Below are 14,264 nucleotides of genomic sequence, written 5' to 3'. Positions count from 1 at the left end.
CCGGCAGCCCCTTGGCCCTCGCGGTCATGAATCAGCACGCACTGCGCGGCCTGCGGCCAATAGGGCCACGGGCCGGCACCCAGTACGCTGGTAAGGAAAACTTTCGCCGACTGCAGGGACACCCAGCGGCTGGACGTCGAAGTGCACACAACCTGAGCGAGAAGACAGCGGTATACATATGAGCGCGGACAAACAGAGCAGCTGGTCCTACACCGAGGGACTCCCCGATGAGGACGACGTGCTCCTGCGGGCCCGCGACCGGTCCTACGAACTCGGGGTCACCCCGGTCAGCACCGGTGTTGCCGCGGCTCTGACCGTCCTGGCCGCAACGTCGAAGGCGCAGACTGTCGTTGAAATCGGCGCGGGAGCCGGCGTTTCGGGAGTTTGTATCCTCCGAGGACTGGGGCCACAGGCGGTCCTGACCACGATTGATTCCGACGTCGCCCATTTGAGGGCAGCCCGGGAAGCGTACGCCGAAGCAGGCGTGCCGGGCAACCGGACCCGTACCATCTCGGGCCGGGCAGCCGACGTGCTGCCACGCCTGACCGACGCCGCGTATGACCTGGTCTTCATCGACGCTGACAAGGCAGGTCTCCCGCTCTACGTGAACCAGGCCATTCGCCTGCTCAAGCCCGGCGGCATGCTGATGCTCAACGATGCGCTGGATCAGGACCGGGTAGCGGACCCCGCCATCAGGGACGAATCGACGAACGTCACGCGCCAGGTGGGCCGCACCATTCGCGATCACGACCAATTGGTCACAGCGCTGCTTCCGACCGGCCATGGGCTGTTGCTCGCCGTCAAGATGCCAACCAGCTGATTCACCGCGACAAGATTGGTCCGTCATCGTGATGACGGAGCGCTGACTACTCGGTGACGGTGAGGAGACAGTCCTTGAGCTTGCCCGCTTCTTCCGCGTTGAGCTCGACAACGAGCCGCCCGCCGCCGTCGATCGGGACCCGCATAATCAGGCTGCGTCCCTCTTTGGTGACTTCCATCGGCCCATCGCCGGTCCGCGGTTTCATCGCAGCCATAAGGAGTATCCCTTCACAAGTGCGCGCCCGGGATCCCCGGCCGCCCGTCAACGAAAATTAACTTCACGTACACAGCGGCATGCTGGCCCCCGCGCAATGATCCTTGTTCATTATCCAACACGTGGGCTGAGTGGGCGAATCGCGGTGCGTCGTGGGTCACATCGAACCCCGCACCCAGCAGTGGCGCAGATGGTCGTTCACGTACCCCGTGGCCTGAAGCATCGCATACCCGGTGGTGGGCCCGACAAACCGGAACCCGCGGGCCTTCAAGGCCTTGGCCAAAGCCACCGATTCCGGGACCACCGCAGGAACATCGGCCAGAGTGGCCGGTGCCGGCCGGGGCGCCGGACGGTGTTGTTCCAGCAGTATGCCCAGGGACTCCCCCGGCGGGAGTTGCTGGAGTGCGCGGGCGTTGGCGATGGTGGCGAGGATCTTGGCCCGGTTGCGGACGATCGCCTGGTCCTGCAGTAGGCGCTCGACGTCGTCGTCGTCGAAATCAGCCACCGCTGACGGCTGGAACGCGCTGAACGCGGCCCGGAAGGCGTCCCGTTTGCGCAGGATCGTGAGCCAGCTCAGACCCGACTGGAAAGCTTCAAGGCTGAGCCGTTCGAAAAGTGCCGCCTCACCGGCGACGGACCGGCCCCATTCCTCGTCGTGGTACCTGCGGTAGTCCGCGGTTGAATCCGCCCAGGCACAGCGAATCAGGCCGTCCTCGCCACGGACACCGGCGCTCACGGGTAGTCCTGGCGTGCCTGGCGAAGCTCGGCAATCGTCGCGTCGCGCTCCTCCAGCGCTGTCGCCAGCCGATCGAGGACCTCGTCGACCTGGTCCATCCGGTATCCGCGCAGGGCTGGCGCGAACCGGACCGCTCCCACGTCGGCGGCGTCCGGTTCGTCGGGCAACAGCACCGCAGGTAGTGATGGGGTGGGTTCAACCAGCCCTGCGAAGCTGGCGGCGGGCGTCGCCTCCTGTCCACCGGCGCGGCGCCCATCCAGCAACGCAAACGCCACCGCGCCGAGAACTGCTACCGCGACCAGGACAAGGAAAATGCTCACCGTTCTAAGATACCCACCCAGGATCAGCGACGGCGCCTCCGTCAGGGTGAGACATGGGAGGCGGTGTCCGCGCGCACCAACCGGACCGCTTCGGCCGGGTCGTCCACCAGGTGGACCAGGTCCAGATCCTTGGCGGAGATCATCCCGTTCGCCAACAGACTGCCGCGGACCCAGTCCCAGAGTGGTGTCCAGAATTCGGTGCCGATCAGGACGATCGGGAAGGAGGTCACCTTCTGGGTCTGGACCAGGGTCATCGCCTCGAAGAGTTCATCCAGTGTGCCGAACCCACCCGGCAGCACGATGAAGCCCTGGGCGTACTTCACGAACATCGTTTTGCGGGCAAAGAAGTACCTGAAGTTGACGCCCAGGTCCACCCACTCGTTCATCCCCTGCTCGAACGGCAGCTCAATACCCAGGCCCACCGACATGCCGCCCGCCTCGCACGCACCCTTGTTGGCTGCTTCCATGGCGCCCGGTCCGCCACCGGTGATCACCGCGTAGCCCGTTTCCACCAGCCGGCGACCCACCTCCTCACCTATCGCGTAGAACGGTGAATCCCGTGGGGTGCGGGCGGATCCGAACACGCTGATCGCCGGGCCCAACTCTGCAAGGGTGCCGAAACCTTCCACGAACTCGCTCTGGATGCGGAGTACCCGCCACGGGTCCGTCTTGGTGAAGTGGTTGCCGCCACCGGAATCGAGCAGGTACCGGTCTGATTGGGTTGCCTTGGTCTGGCCGCGGCGCAACTCGACCTGCCCTCGGCGACGGGTCGGCGTAGGGGTGGCAGTGGTCGGTACTGGATCCTGGGTGAACTCATTGGAAGGCATCTTTTGAGCCTATCGGTCCACCGCAACCCCTCTCCGTCTTGGTTGCTCTTGAGTCACGATTTCGACATTCGGCACCAAGGTGTCTTGCCAGAAGGCAATCCTTCGCTACATTCATCACTATGACCAGTGATTTCGAAGCAAACTCGTCCGCGTCCGCAGCACCATCACCGAAGACGCCGCTTGTATTGCTGAAGAACGTCAACAAGCACTTCGGCGACCTGCACGTGCTGCAGGACATCAACCTTGAGGTTGCCCGCGGGGAGGTGGTGGTGGTCATTGGTCCGTCCGGTTCCGGAAAGTCGACCCTGTGCCGTGCCATCAACCGGCTGGAAACCATCGACGACGGCGAAATCCGCATCGATGGTGTCGAACTGCCCGCCGAAGGCAAGGCACTGGCGAAGCTCCGTGCCGACGTCGGGATGGTGTTCCAGTCCTTCAACCTGTTTGCCCACAAATCCATCCTCGAGAACGTGACCCTCGGCCCGATCAAGGTCAAGGGCATGAAGAGCGGCGCGGCCAAAGAGCTGGCCATGTCCCTGCTGAAACGGGTTGGCGTTGACAACCAGGCCCAGAAACTGCCGGCCCAGCTCTCCGGCGGCCAGCAGCAGCGTGTCGCCATCGCCCGGGCGCTTGCCATGCAGCCCAAGGTGATGTTGTTCGACGAACCGACCTCCGCGCTCGACCCCGAGATGATCAACGAGGTGCTCGACGCCATGGTCACCCTGGCCAAGGAGGGCATGACCATGATCGTGGTCACCCACGAGATGGGCTTCGCCAGGAAGGCTGCCGACCGGGTGATCTTCATGGCCGACGGCCAGATCGTAGAGGAAGCCACTCCCGAAGAGTTCTTCACCAACCCCCAGAGCCCCCGGGCCAAGGATTTCCTCGGCAAGATCCTTGCGCACTAGCTGCCACCGCACCGAAAAAATTTCAATAAATAGACGAACGCAAGGAGAAATCATGCGCAAGCCCCGTTATGCAGTAGCCGCCATGGCTGCTGCAGCCGCACTCACCCTTTCCGCCTGTGGCGGAGGGGACGAGGCCAGCGACGACACCGGTTCGGAAGCAGCCTCCGACAGCATCCGCATCGGTATCAAGTTCGACCAGCCGGGACTCGGCTTCGATGAGGGCGGCGAGTACTCCGGCTTCGACGTCGACGTGGCCAAGTACGTAGCCGCTGAACTTGGCTACGAAGAGGATCAGATCGAATTCGTTGAGGCTCCCTCAGCCAACCGTGAAAACCTGCTCTCCACCGGCGAGGTGGACATGATCTTCGCGACCTACTCCATCACCGACGAGCGCAAAGAGACCGTCGATTTCGCCGGACCCTACTTCGTCGCTGGCCAGGACCTCCTCGTCCGCGCCGATGATGAAGAGATTACGGGCCCGGAGGCGCTGACCGGCAAGAACCTCTGCTCAGTTGCCGGTTCAACCTCGGCCGCACGCATCAACGAAGAGTTCGGCGCTGACGCGAACCTGGTGGAGCAGCCCGGCTACGCGGAGTGTGTCTCACTGATGGGCGGCGGCCAGATTGACGCCGTCACCACCGATGACATCATCCTGGCCGGCCTCGCCTCCCAGGAAGCCAACGCTGGCAACTTCAAGGTGGTCGGTAACCCGTTCTCCGAGGAGAACTACGGAGTTGGCCTCCCCAAGGGCAGCGACATGTGTGAAGACATCAACGCCGCGATCGTCCAGATGATCGACGACGGCGCCTGGGAAGATGCCATCATGGCCAACACCGAGGGTGCTGACTACTCATACAACGAAGAACTGAACCCACCAGAACCTGACGCCTGCGCCTAGGCTCCAACCGTTTAATGCCTTGGCGGGGTGACCCTGTGGTCGCCCCGTCAAGGCATTTCACCACCACGGAAGAGGTGAACCATGGATAATTTCCTATCGCTCTTTGAGACGTACGACGTCGCAGGAGCGTTCTGGGTCAATATCCAGCTGACGTTTTGGGCCGCTATCTGGTCATTTATCCTGGGAACCATTCTTGCGCTGATGCGCATCTCGCCGATCGCCAGCCTGCAGTGGTTCGGGGCAGCGTACGTGAACATCTTCCGGAACACACCGCTCACGGTGATTATTGCCTTCGGTGTTCTCGGGCTCTGGGGGCAGCTGAACGTTGTCCTGGCCGAAGACTTCCAGGTGAACTTTCTCCGCCTCGCCATCCTGGGGCTGAGTATCTACCACGCCGCTTTCGTCTGTGAAGCGATCCGCAGCGGCGTGAACACCGTCCCGCTCGGCCAGGCCGAGGCCGCCCGTGCCATCGGGCTCAGCTTCCTCCCGGCTGCACGCCTGGTCATCCTCCCCCAGGCGCTCCGCGGCGCCGTCGCACCGCTGGGTAACGTCCTGATCGCCCTCACCAAGAACTCGACTGTCGCATTTGCTGGGTCTGTCGTCGAGTCATCGAACCTGATGAAGGAAATGATCGAGTTCAGAGGCGACCTGGTGATCCCGATCTTCTTCGTCTTCGCCATGGGGTTCGTGATCATCGTGGTCCCCATTGGCCTGCTGACAACCTGGTTGTCGAAGAAACTGGCGGTGGCACGATGAGCGCTCAACAGGTTCTATTCGATGCCCCCGGGCCCAAGGGCAAGCGTCGCATTCTCCTCGGCAACATTGCCGGCGTCCTGCTGGTCGTCGGACTCCTGGCCTTCGTCGTCGTCGCACTGGCCGGGCAAGGGCAATTCGCCGCAGCAAAATGGACTCCCTTCCTTGAGTGGCGGACCTGGGAGTTCTTTATCCTCCCCGGCCTTCTCAGCACCCTCAAGGCAGCAGCGGTGGCGGTCGTAACGTCAATCGCCTTCGGTCTGCTATTCGGCGTCGGCCGGCTGTCCCACATTGCCCCGATCCGCTGGTTCGCCGGACTGGTGGTCGAATTCCTTCGCGCTGTGCCGGTCCTGCTGATGATGATCTTCCTGTGGCTGGCACTGTCGCAGGTGCCATTCATTGAGGACCCGATTTTCGTGTCCGTTGTCACGGCGCTGACTCTCTACAACGGTTCGGTAATTGCCGAGCTGGTCCGTTCGGGCGTCCATGGCCTCCCGAAGGGACAGCGTGAGGCAGCCATGGCGATCGGCATGACGCCCGGCAAGTCCCTGCGGAGCGTCGAGATTCCCCAGGCGCTGGTGGCAATGCTGCCGGCAATGGTCAGCCAGTTCGTGGTCATCCTCAAGGACTCCGCGTTGGGTTACATCATTGGCTACGCCGAGCTGCTGCAGTACTCACGTCGACTCGGGGTGGGTGAAGGAAACCTGCTGCAGTCCCTGTTGATTGCAGCGTTCATCTTTATCCTGATCAACTTCATCCTGTCATCGGTCGCCAACAGGCTCTCTACGCTCCTGAGCTTCAGGACCGGTCGAAAGGTGAAGAAGACCGAGGATCCGGAACTGGCGGCCGCTGCCCCAGTACCCTGATCGCCCGCGACGTTTACTTCGCGATACAAAAGAGTGCGGCTACACCCCAGGAGGGGGGTGTAGCCGCACTCTTTTCGTCAGGGAGCCTTGCGGAAGGGGGCTTTAGCCCAGCCAGGTCCGCAGGGCACCCAGACACTGCCTGATCTCGTCGGCGCTTACATGCTCATTGTCGGAATGGGCCAGCAAGGGGTCGCCGGGCCCAAAATTCACGGCGGGGATACCCAGTTCGCTGAACCTTGCGACGTCGGTCCAGCCGTACTTCGGCTTGGGCTCGGCTCCCACCGCCGCGACGAAGTCGGCAGCCGCCGGATGGTTCAGGCCCGGACGTGCGCCGGCTGCTGCATCGGTTCGTTCGATGTTGTAGCCCGCCAGCACTGCCCTGACGTACGCCTCCGCGTCGTCGGGCGTCTTGTCGGGCGCAAACCGGTAGTTGACCTCAATCACCGTCCGGTCCGGAATGACGTTCCCCGCCGTGCCACCCTTGATCATCACGGCATTGAGGCTTTCGCGGTAGGCCAGGCCATCGACGTCGACAGTCAACGGCTCGTGGTCCCGCAGCCGGGCGAGAATGTCGGCTGCGGCGTGGATGGCGTTCTCCCCCATCCAGGCCCGGGCGGAGTGCGCGGCCCGCCCGGTGGTGGTGACGTTGAAACGGGCGGTGCCGTTACACCCACCCTCCACGGTGCCGTCGGTGGGTTCCAGCAGCACAGCGAATTCGGCCGTCAGCCAGTCCGGGAACCGTTCGACCAGTCGGCCCAGCCCACTGAGCGAGGCTTCCACTTCCTCGTGGTCGTAAAACACATAGGTGATGTCGCGGGCGGGCGCGGTCAGCTCTGCGGCCAGGGCCAGCTGCACCGCCACGCCGCCCTTCATATCGGTCGCGCCACGGCCGTAGAGGACCTCCCCGTCCCAGGTGCTCGGCACGGTGCCGCGGGAGCCCGGCACCGTCGGCAGGGGGACAGTATCCAAATGGCCCGCGAGGATCACCCGTTCCGCCCGGCCCAGCGAGGTCCGGGCGATTATCGAGTCGCCGTCGCGCACCACCTCCAGGTGGGGGTACCCCCGCAGTGCGGTCTCAACGGCATCGGCAAGGGTGAGCTCGTTCCCTGAAACGCTCTCGATGTCCAGCAGCGAGGCGGTCAGGAGGGCAACATCGGCGGTCAGATCAAGGGCGGGGGGAAGGTGTGCGGTCATTGATCCAGCCTATCGCTCGGTAGACTTGAGGCCATGACTGAACGAGCCACAGCCCCCGCCCCAGCCCATTCTGGCCCCCGCTCAGCCCACGGACTTGGCCTGGCGACCCTCACCGCCGACCGCACAGTCCTCGACGTGTGGTTCCCCCGCCCGGAGCTTGGCGGTTCCACCCAGGAGGATCTCAGGGACTCCCTCACTGCCCTGGCCGGCCCCGATGACCTCCGCGGCACCAGCCAGGAGGTAGTCCAGGTGCAGAGCGATCTGGATGCCCCGCCAGCCGACGCTGCCGATTCCTACCTGCGTCTGCACCTGCTGTCCCATCGGCTCGCCGCTCCCAACTCGATCAACCTCGACGGACTGTTTGGCCTCCTGGCCAACGTGGTGTGGACCAACTTCGGCCCCTGCCCGGTGAAGGACTTTGACACCACCCGCCTGCGGTTGCGCTCCCGCGGCGCCGTGGTGGTCTACGGGGTGGACAAGTTCCCCCGGATGGTTGATTACGTGGTGCCCACCGGCGTCCGTATTGCTGACGCCGACCGGGTTCGCCTGGGCGCCCACCTCGCCGACGGAACCACGGTGATGCACGAGGGATTCGTCAACTTCAATGCCGGTACCCTCGGACACTCGATGGTTGAGGGCCGTATTTCCGCCGGAGTGGTGGTGGGCGACGGCTCGGACATCGGCGGCGGGGCCTCCATCATGGGCACCCTCTCCGGCGGGGGCAAGGAACGCGTCTCCATCGGCGAGAGGTGCCTCCTCGGTGCGCAGGCCGGCATCGGTATCTCCCTGGGCGACGACTGCGTCGTCGAAGCCGGGCTGTACATCACCGCCGGCACCAAGGTGACCCTGCCGGACGCGCGCGTGATCAAGGCGTCCGAGCTCTCCGGCGAATCGCACCTCCTGTTCCTCCGCAACTCGGCCACCGGCGTCGTCGAAGCCCGTCCCCGCAGCGGCCACGGCGTCGCCCTGAACTCAGTGCTGCACGCCAACTAGTTAGCCGATGGCGTACACGAAGGCCGAGGCACGTCGACGCCGCCGCCGGAAGACTGCGATTGTCCTCGTCATTCTGCTGGCGGTGTTGACGGGTGGGATCTACCTCGCCGTCAGCCAGGTGAATTCCTCGGAGGTCCTGGTGCGGGAACGGTGCACCGCCGTCGTCGGCAACGACACGTACGAGCTGGGCCTCGAACAGGCACAGAACGCCTCCCTGATCGTGGCGGTGGCGGTGGCGCGTGGCCTTCCCGCCCGCGCCGCATCGATTGCGCTGGCCACGGCCGTCCAGGAGTCGGGGCTGCGCAACCTCGACTACGGGGACGACGCCGGCCCAGACTCGCGGGGTCTTTTCCAGCAGCGCCCCTCCCAGGGGTGGGGTACCGACGATCAGGTGCAGGACCCGCTCTATGCTGCCGGCGCGTTTTACGACGCCCTGCTGGACATTCCGGGGTACGAGTCGCTGCCCATCACTGAGGCTGCGCAGGCGGTGCAGCGCAGCGCGCTGCCTGACGCCTACGCCGACCATGAGGCGGAGGGCCGGGCGTTCGCTTCGGCCCTCACCGGCAACTCCCCCGCGTCGCTCAACTGTGTGCTGCGCGGTGCCGACCAGGTGGGGGACCCTGAGTCAGTCCAGGTTGCGGCGGCGACTGCCTTCGGTTCACTCGGCTCGACGGTGGTGGATGACCGATCGCTCATCCTCGAAGCCACCGGCGCAACCGGCTGGGCGGCGGCGCAGTGGGCGGTCGCCAACGCGAAGGCGCTGCACATCGAGTCGGTAGCCTTCGGAGGCCTCGAATGGACCCGTGCCGGGCACGGATGGACCGCCGTCGACACGACCACCGGACAGATCCGCATCGAGCTCGCTGGCGACGACGGCGAACAGCCCTAGTCCTAGTTCTAGCTTTAAGCGAGCAGTTCGACCACCGGTCGCACGTAGCTGCTGAAGGTCGGCGGGTCGGTGGCGAGGTCCTGACTCATCAGGAGGGTACCGGGTTCGACGAACCATGCCCGCGCCTCGCTGAGCGGAAGTTCAACCACCCGCAACGTGAAAGGCCGTGCGTCCCTGCCCAGTTCCAGCTCCCGCTCATGAACCAACTGATCGAAAGGTTCCGGCTGCCGTAAGCTACCGCCGCGACGTTCGGCCATGGCAACGTACTCCGTCCGCCGTTCGCGGGCCCAGTCAAGGCCCGCCCCGTAGTGGGCACGAGCAAGAAGCTGCAACGCCGGGAGCGAATCGAGTTCAGGGAACCCCGGAGCGGTCGCCTTGGCGTCGAAGCAATCTCCCACCAGCTGATACCACCAGGTCTCCCATTCGATCCGCAGGACCGTCAGCCCACCCGCCGCGTGCACCAGCTGACATGGGTCTGCCCTGCGCACCGGAGGGATCACCGGCGGCAGCAGGGGGCTTCCCACCGCCTCCAGCCCGGCGCAGTCCCGCAGGTACAGAGCGAACAGCAGCACCCGCGATGAACCAGCAACGACCTGCCATCCGGGCCCACCGGTGGACATCATCAGCACAACCTTTCCCGGCAAGCCCTCCCGGTACCCGGTCCTGGGCTCGGCCCGCTGCCTTCAAGGGTAGACCTAACTCTCACACCCCTCCAGCGGTTGAGCAGGTCAATATGGCAGGAACAAACTAGGCTGGAAGCATGAAAATTTTGGTTACCGGCGGTAGCGGGTACATAGGCTCCCATACGACACTCGCCCTCCTCGACGCGGGACACGAGGTGGTGGTGGTCGACAACCTGATGAACTCCTCCGAGACAGCACTGGACCGGGTCCGGGAACTCAGCGGGAAGGACCTCACCTTCCACCGGGTGGACCTGCTGGACGAGACGGCGCTGACCGCGGTGTTTGACGCCGAGGCCATCGACGCCGTCATCCACTTCGCGGGCCTGAAGGCTGTCGGCGAGTCGGTAGCCCAACCGCTGCATTACTATCACAACAACGTGGGCGGCACCCTGAACCTGCTGCGCGTCATGGACTCCCGGCAGGTGCGGACCCTGGTCTTCAGCTCCTCGGCGACCGTGTACGGTGCTTCTGAAGAGGTCCCACTGATCGAGAAGATGCCCCTCGACGCTGTGAACCCTTACGGCCGCACCAAGGAACAGATCGAGGACATCCTCACCGACCTTGGCGCAGCGGACGACCGCTGGAACATTGCCCTCCTTCGGTACTTCAACCCCGTGGGCGCCCACGAGTCGGGCAAGATTGGCGAGGACCCGACCGGCATCCCGAACAACCTATTGCCCTTCGTCGCACAGGTGGCGGTGGGCCGCCGCGAGAAGGTAATGGTCTTCGGCAACGACTACCCCACCCCCGACGGCACCGGCGTCCGCGACTACATCCATGTGGTGGACCTCGCAGCCGGCCACCTGGCCGCCCTCGACTACCTGCGCACCCACGCCGGGGTGCACCGCTGGAACCTGGGCACCGGCAACGGTTCCTCGGTCCTGGAAGTCCTCGCCGCCTTCTCGTCCGCCGCCGGCCACGAAATCCCCTACGAATTCGCTGACCGCCGGCCCGGCGACGCGGCGGTCAGCTACGCCGACCCGTCAGCGGCCCTGGCCGACCTTGGCTGGTCCGCGCACCGTTCGCTGTCGCAGATGTGCGAGGATCACTGGCGCTGGCAGAAGCACAACCCCCAGGGCTACGCGAGCTAGGAGACGCCCGGATTCCCCCGGGTATGACGACGACGGCCGGCCACCTCAGGAGGTGACCGGCCGTCGTCGTCGTTAATCAGAAGACACCGATGCGGCGTTCGCTACCGCTACCGCGCGGGGTAGTTGCGCTCCGCCTCGCCCGTGTAGAGCTGCCGCGGGCGACCGATCTTGGTCTGCGGGTCCTGCATCATTTCGCGCCACTGGGCAATCCAGCCCGGGAGGCGGCCAATGGCGAACAACACGGTGAACATCTTCTCCGGGAAGCCCATCGCCTTGTAGATCAGGCCGGTGTAGAAGTCCACATTCGGGTACAGCTTCCGCTCGATGAAGTAGTCGTCGGCGAGGGCCTTCTCCTCAAGCCGCATCGCGATGTCCAACAGTTCGTCGTTTCCGCCGAGCTTGCTGAGGATGTCGTGGGCGGTGGCCTTGACGATGGTGGCGCGGGGGTCATAGTTCTTGTAAACGCGGTGTCCGAAGCCCATGAGCTTCACGCCGTCTTCCTTGTTCTTGACCTTTTCCATGAAGTCTTCGGGCTTCATGCCCTTGCCATGGATGTCGCGGAGCATGTTCAGGACTGCCTCGTTGGCGCCACCGTGCAGCGGGCCGAACAGCGCGTTGATGCCGGCCGAAACCGAGGCGAACATGTTGGCGTTCGAGCTGCCGACCAGGCGGACGGTCGACGTCGAGCAGTTCTGCTCGTGGTCGGCGTGCAGGATCAGCAGCAGGTCGAGCGCCTTGACCATCATCGGGTCCAGGTCGTACGGCTCGGCGGGGAGGCCGAAGGAGAGCCTGAGGAAGTTCTCGACCAGGTTCATCGAGTTGTCCGGGTAAAGCATCGGCTGTCCGATGGACTTCTTGTGCGCGTACGCCGCGATGACGGGGAGCTTCGCCATGAGGCGGAAGGTGGAGAGCTCCACCTGCTCATCGTCGAACGGGTCGAGGGAATCCTGGTAGAAGGTGGACAGCGCCGACACCGCCGACGAGAGCACCGGCATGGGGTGCGCATCACGGGGGAAGCCGCCAAAGAAGCCCTTAAGCTCCTCGTGCAGCAGGGTGTGGCGTCGGATCCGGTCGTCGAACGCGGCCAGCTCGGTGGGGGTGGGCAGATTCCCGTAGATCAGCAGATAGGAGACTTCGAGAAAACTCGAGTGCTGCGCCAACTGGTCGATCGGGTACCCCCGGTAGCGCAGGATGCCCTGGTCGCCGTCGATGTAGGTGATCGCCGAGGTGGTGGCTGCGGTGTTCATGAAGCCGGGGTCAAAGGTGACAGCGCCGGTCTGCTTGAGCAGCTTCGACACGTCGTAGCCATTGTTGCCTTCAGCGGCGTTGACCATCGGAAGGCTGAGTTCGCCTCCGTCATAGTGCAGGGACGCACCGTTTAGCTCGGTCATTGAACTCTCCTCTAGGAGTGGGGCATGCATTGGCTCTACGGCATCGAAAGCACATTCAACTAAAACGCTACCGTCAGGGGCACCCCCAGCGCTAATCCGCCAGCCCCGTCACACTCATTGCGCGGCGGTGAGCCTTGCTGCGGCCGCCGCAATGCCCTGGTCGGTCCCGGTCAGGGCCACCCTGATGAACCCTTTGCCGGCGTCGCCGTAGAAGGTGCCAGGCCCCACGATGATGCCGAGCCGGGCGAACCGTTCGACGGTGGTCCAGGTGTCCTCACCCGCGGTGGCCCACAGGTACAGTCCAGCGGCAGAGTCCTGGATCTTCAGACCAAAGTGCTGGAGTGCCGGCATCAGTTGTTCCCTACGCACCCGGTAAAGGTCCTTCTGGGCCTGCACATGGTCGTCGTCGCCGAGGGCGGCGCGCATGGCAGCCTGAACAGGGAAGGGCACAATCATTCCGGCGTGTTTGCGGGAGTTGACCATGTTCGCGATCAGATCCGGGTCGCCAGCGGTGAACGCCGCCCGGTAACCCGCCATGTTGGATTGTTTGCTCAACGAGTAGACGGCCAGCAGGTTGGTGTGGTCGCCACCGTTCACGCGGGGGTCGAGCACACTGGGTACGGCCTCGCCACCGCGCACGCTGTCCCAGTCGCCCCAGCCCAGCTCCGCGTAGCATTCGTCCGATGCGACGACGGCTCCGAGCGCCCGTGCATCCGTGACAATCCGCTCCAGCTCGGGGGCTGACAACACCTGGCCGGTCGGGTTCCCCGGCGAGTTGACCCACACCAGCCGCACCCGCGCACGGGTGTCGTCGTCAAGGGTGGAGAGGTCGTCGGCGGCCACTGCTGTGGCGCCGGTCAGGAGCGCGCCGATGTCGTAGGTGGGATACGCGACGGTGGGGCGGACGACGACGTCGCCCTCGCCCAGGCCAAGGAGAGTGGGCAGCCAGGCGACGAGTTCCTTGGAGCCGACGGTCGGCAGAATGTTCAGGGGGTCCAAGCCATCGACTCCCCGGCGGCGGGCAAACCAGTCACTGATCGCCACCCGGAGTTCGTGGGTGCCGTGGGTGGTCGGGTAGCCGGGCGCGTCAGCGGCTGCGGTCAGGGCGTCCTGGATGACGGCGGGTGTGGGATCCACCGGGGTGCCGATCGAGAGGTTGACCGCGCCGTCGGGGTGCTCTCCTGCCATCGCCACGTAGGGTGCCATGGCGTCCCACGGATAGTCCGGGAGGGCGATCCCGAACTGCCGGTTTCCGCCCTGGACGCTCATACGTCGTGGGTCTGGGGCGGGAGGGCAGCGATGATCGGGTGGTCCCTGCCGATGTTTCCCAGCTTCGCGGCACCGCCCGGGGAGCCGATGTCGTCGAAGAACTCGACGTTGGCTTTGTAGTACTCGGCCCACTGGTCGGGGGTGTCGTCCTCGTAGTAGATGGCTTCCACCGGGCACACCGGCTCGCAGGCGCCGCAGTCGACGCACTCATCCGGATGGATGTAGAGGGACCGTTCGCCTTCGTAGATGCAATCTACGGGGCATTCCTCGATGCAGGCCTTGTCCTTCAAATCCACGCACGGCTGTGCGATTACGTAGGTCACTTCCCACGCCTTTCCAGTTGGGGCTTTGATTCCGTTTCCAGCTTAACGCAAGGGCCGGTTGCAGCCGCATCGCCTCCACGACCCGCGCTA

The 14,264-nt window shown here is 64.6% G+C and carries 17 protein-coding genes; 8 read left to right on the top strand and 9 right to left on the bottom strand.

The window, feature by feature from the left end; genetic code table 11:
- Nucleotides 1-178: 178 nt before the first annotated feature.
- Entirely contained in the window at nucleotides 179-820 is a 642-nt protein-coding gene (locus tag H4V95_RS05060; protein ID WP_209729078.1) for an O-methyltransferase, read from the top strand.
- Between the two features lie 46 nt (nucleotides 821-866).
- Here the strand turns inward: H4V95_RS05060 and H4V95_RS05055 are convergent, their stop codons facing one another.
- From H4V95_RS05055 to H4V95_RS05040, 4 genes are all read right to left on the bottom strand, one after another.
- Nucleotides 867-1,034, bottom strand: coding sequence for a DUF3117 domain-containing protein (locus H4V95_RS05055; protein WP_167993928.1), 168 nt, complete (start codon nucleotides 1,032-1,034; stop codon nucleotides 867-869).
- Between the two features lie 156 nt (nucleotides 1,035-1,190).
- Complete coding sequence (locus tag H4V95_RS05050; RefSeq protein WP_209729076.1) at nucleotides 1,191-1,769, bottom strand: DNA-3-methyladenine glycosylase I; 579 nt, start codon at nucleotides 1,767-1,769, stop codon at nucleotides 1,191-1,193.
- Nucleotides 1,766-2,089, bottom strand: a complete 324-nt coding sequence (locus tag H4V95_RS05045; RefSeq protein WP_209729074.1) for a DivIVA domain-containing protein — start codon at nucleotides 2,087-2,089, stop codon at nucleotides 1,766-1,768. Before H4V95_RS05045 ends, H4V95_RS05050 begins: the two co-directional genes overlap by 4 nt.
- A gap of 41 nt (nucleotides 2,090-2,130) precedes the next feature.
- Nucleotides 2,131-2,916 carry a TIGR00730 family Rossman fold protein gene (locus tag H4V95_RS05040; RefSeq protein WP_196867861.1) on the bottom strand — a complete coding sequence of 262 codons (786 nt, stop codon included), beginning with the start codon at nucleotides 2,914-2,916 and terminating at the stop codon, nucleotides 2,131-2,133.
- Nucleotides 2,917-3,035: 119 nt separating this feature from the next.
- On the opposite strand from H4V95_RS05040, the gene H4V95_RS05035 reads away from it, so the two are divergent.
- The 4 genes from H4V95_RS05035 to H4V95_RS05020 all read left to right on the top strand — a co-directional run bounded on the left by H4V95_RS05035 (nucleotide 3,036) and on the right by H4V95_RS05020 (nucleotide 6,341).
- A complete protein-coding gene (locus H4V95_RS05035) occupies nucleotides 3,036-3,824 on the top strand; it encodes an amino acid ABC transporter ATP-binding protein (RefSeq protein WP_209729072.1) in 789 nt (262 codons plus the stop codon).
- Between the two features lie 52 nt (nucleotides 3,825-3,876).
- A complete protein-coding gene (locus tag H4V95_RS05030) occupies nucleotides 3,877-4,722 on the top strand; it encodes a glutamate ABC transporter substrate-binding protein (protein ID WP_209729070.1) in 846 nt (281 codons plus the stop codon).
- Between the two features lie 81 nt (nucleotides 4,723-4,803).
- Nucleotides 4,804-5,478, top strand: coding sequence for an amino acid ABC transporter permease (locus H4V95_RS05025; protein ID WP_196867858.1), 675 nt, complete (start codon nucleotides 4,804-4,806; stop codon nucleotides 5,476-5,478).
- The gene (locus tag H4V95_RS05020) at nucleotides 5,475-6,341 is read left to right on the top strand and encodes an amino acid ABC transporter permease (RefSeq protein ID WP_209729068.1); all 867 of its coding nucleotides are present in this window, start codon (nucleotides 5,475-5,477) and stop codon (nucleotides 6,339-6,341) included. The genes H4V95_RS05025 and H4V95_RS05020 overlap by 4 nt, the downstream gene beginning before the upstream one ends.
- A gap of 102 nt (nucleotides 6,342-6,443) precedes the next feature.
- Here the strand turns inward: H4V95_RS05020 and dapE are convergent, their stop codons facing one another.
- Nucleotides 6,444-7,535, bottom strand: coding sequence for a succinyl-diaminopimelate desuccinylase (gene dapE / locus H4V95_RS05015; protein ID WP_209729066.1), 1,092 nt, complete (start codon nucleotides 7,533-7,535; stop codon nucleotides 6,444-6,446).
- A gap of 33 nt (nucleotides 7,536-7,568) precedes the next feature.
- Here dapE and dapD point away from each other — a divergent pair, with 33 nt between their 5' ends.
- Nucleotides 7,569-8,528, top strand: a complete 960-nt coding sequence (dapD, locus tag H4V95_RS05010) for a 2,3,4,5-tetrahydropyridine-2,6-dicarboxylate N-succinyltransferase (RefSeq protein ID WP_196867855.1) — start codon at nucleotides 7,569-7,571, stop codon at nucleotides 8,526-8,528.
- Between the two features lie 7 nt (nucleotides 8,529-8,535).
- Complete coding sequence (locus H4V95_RS05005) at nucleotides 8,536-9,417, top strand: hypothetical protein (protein ID WP_196867854.1); 882 nt, start codon at nucleotides 8,536-8,538, stop codon at nucleotides 9,415-9,417.
- 14 nt (nucleotides 9,418-9,431) lie between these two features.
- On the opposite strand, the gene H4V95_RS05000 is transcribed toward H4V95_RS05005, so the two are convergent.
- The gene (locus tag H4V95_RS05000) at nucleotides 9,432-10,040 is read right to left on the bottom strand and encodes a hypothetical protein (protein ID WP_196867853.1); all 609 of its coding nucleotides are present in this window, start codon (nucleotides 10,038-10,040) and stop codon (nucleotides 9,432-9,434) included.
- Nucleotides 10,041-10,177: 137 nt separating this feature from the next.
- On the opposite strand from H4V95_RS05000, the gene galE reads away from it, so the two are divergent.
- Nucleotides 10,178-11,191 (top strand): UDP-glucose 4-epimerase GalE, encoded by a 1,014-nt coding sequence (gene galE, locus H4V95_RS04995; RefSeq protein ID WP_209729064.1) that lies wholly within the window; start codon nucleotides 10,178-10,180, stop codon nucleotides 11,189-11,191.
- Nucleotides 11,192-11,298: 107 nt separating this feature from the next.
- Here galE and H4V95_RS04990 read toward each other — a convergent pair whose 3' ends face one another.
- From H4V95_RS04990 to fdxA, 3 genes are all read right to left on the bottom strand, one after another.
- Nucleotides 11,299-12,582: a citrate synthase gene (locus H4V95_RS04990; protein ID WP_209729062.1), complete on the bottom strand. Its 1,284-nt coding sequence runs from the start codon at nucleotides 12,580-12,582 to the stop codon at nucleotides 11,299-11,301.
- 114 nt (nucleotides 12,583-12,696) lie between these two features.
- Nucleotides 12,697-13,851 (bottom strand): succinyldiaminopimelate transaminase, encoded by a 1,155-nt coding sequence (gene dapC / locus H4V95_RS04985; RefSeq protein WP_209729060.1) that lies wholly within the window; start codon nucleotides 13,849-13,851, stop codon nucleotides 12,697-12,699.
- Nucleotides 13,848-14,174 (bottom strand): ferredoxin, encoded by a 327-nt coding sequence (gene fdxA / locus H4V95_RS04980; RefSeq protein ID WP_196867849.1) that lies wholly within the window; start codon nucleotides 14,172-14,174, stop codon nucleotides 13,848-13,850. The genes dapC and fdxA overlap by 4 nt, the downstream gene beginning before the upstream one ends.
- Nucleotides 14,175-14,264 lie beyond the last annotated feature (90 nt).

It is taken from the genome of Arthrobacter sp. CAN_C5, from assembly GCF_017875735.1.
Classification (GTDB): domain Bacteria; phylum Actinomycetota; class Actinomycetes; order Actinomycetales; family Micrococcaceae; genus Arthrobacter_D.
The sequence above is the reverse complement of the archived record's forward strand: the minus strand, read 5'-3'. Positions and strand labels throughout refer to the sequence as shown.

What these genes read in the sequence shown, in the direction of transcription:
- H4V95_RS05060 (WP_209729078.1), top strand. Translation starts at nt 179, where the DNA reads ATGAGCGCGGACAAACAGAGCAGCTGGTCCTACACCGAGGGACTCCCC.
- H4V95_RS05055 (WP_167993928.1), bottom strand. Translation starts at nt 1,034, where the DNA reads ATGGCTGCGATGAAACCGCGGACCGGCGATGGGCCGATGGAAGTCACC.
- H4V95_RS05040 (WP_196867861.1), bottom strand. Translation starts at nt 2,916, where the DNA reads ATGCCTTCCAATGAGTTCACCCAGGATCCAGTACCGACCACTGCCACC.
- H4V95_RS05035 (WP_209729072.1), top strand. Translation starts at nt 3,036, where the DNA reads ATGACCAGTGATTTCGAAGCAAACTCGTCCGCGTCCGCAGCACCATCA.
- H4V95_RS05030 (WP_209729070.1), top strand. Translation starts at nt 3,877, where the DNA reads ATGCGCAAGCCCCGTTATGCAGTAGCCGCCATGGCTGCTGCAGCCGCA.
- H4V95_RS05025 (WP_196867858.1), top strand. Translation starts at nt 4,804, where the DNA reads ATGGATAATTTCCTATCGCTCTTTGAGACGTACGACGTCGCAGGAGCG.
- H4V95_RS05020 (WP_209729068.1), top strand. Translation starts at nt 5,475, where the DNA reads ATGAGCGCTCAACAGGTTCTATTCGATGCCCCCGGGCCCAAGGGCAAG.
- dapE (WP_209729066.1), bottom strand. Translation starts at nt 7,535, where the DNA reads ATGACCGCACACCTTCCCCCCGCCCTTGATCTGACCGCCGATGTTGCC.
- dapD (WP_196867855.1), top strand. Translation starts at nt 7,569, where the DNA reads ATGACTGAACGAGCCACAGCCCCCGCCCCAGCCCATTCTGGCCCCCGC.
- H4V95_RS05005 (WP_196867854.1), top strand. Translation starts at nt 8,536, where the DNA reads ATGGCGTACACGAAGGCCGAGGCACGTCGACGCCGCCGCCGGAAGACT.
- H4V95_RS05000 (WP_196867853.1), bottom strand. Translation starts at nt 10,040, where the DNA reads ATGATGTCCACCGGTGGGCCCGGATGGCAGGTCGTTGCTGGTTCATCG.
- galE (WP_209729064.1), top strand. Translation starts at nt 10,178, where the DNA reads ATGAAAATTTTGGTTACCGGCGGTAGCGGGTACATAGGCTCCCATACG.
- H4V95_RS04990 (WP_209729062.1), bottom strand. Translation starts at nt 12,582, where the DNA reads ATGACCGAGCTAAACGGTGCGTCCCTGCACTATGACGGAGGCGAACTC.
- dapC (WP_209729060.1), bottom strand. Translation starts at nt 13,851, where the DNA reads ATGAGCGTCCAGGGCGGAAACCGGCAGTTCGGGATCGCCCTCCCGGAC.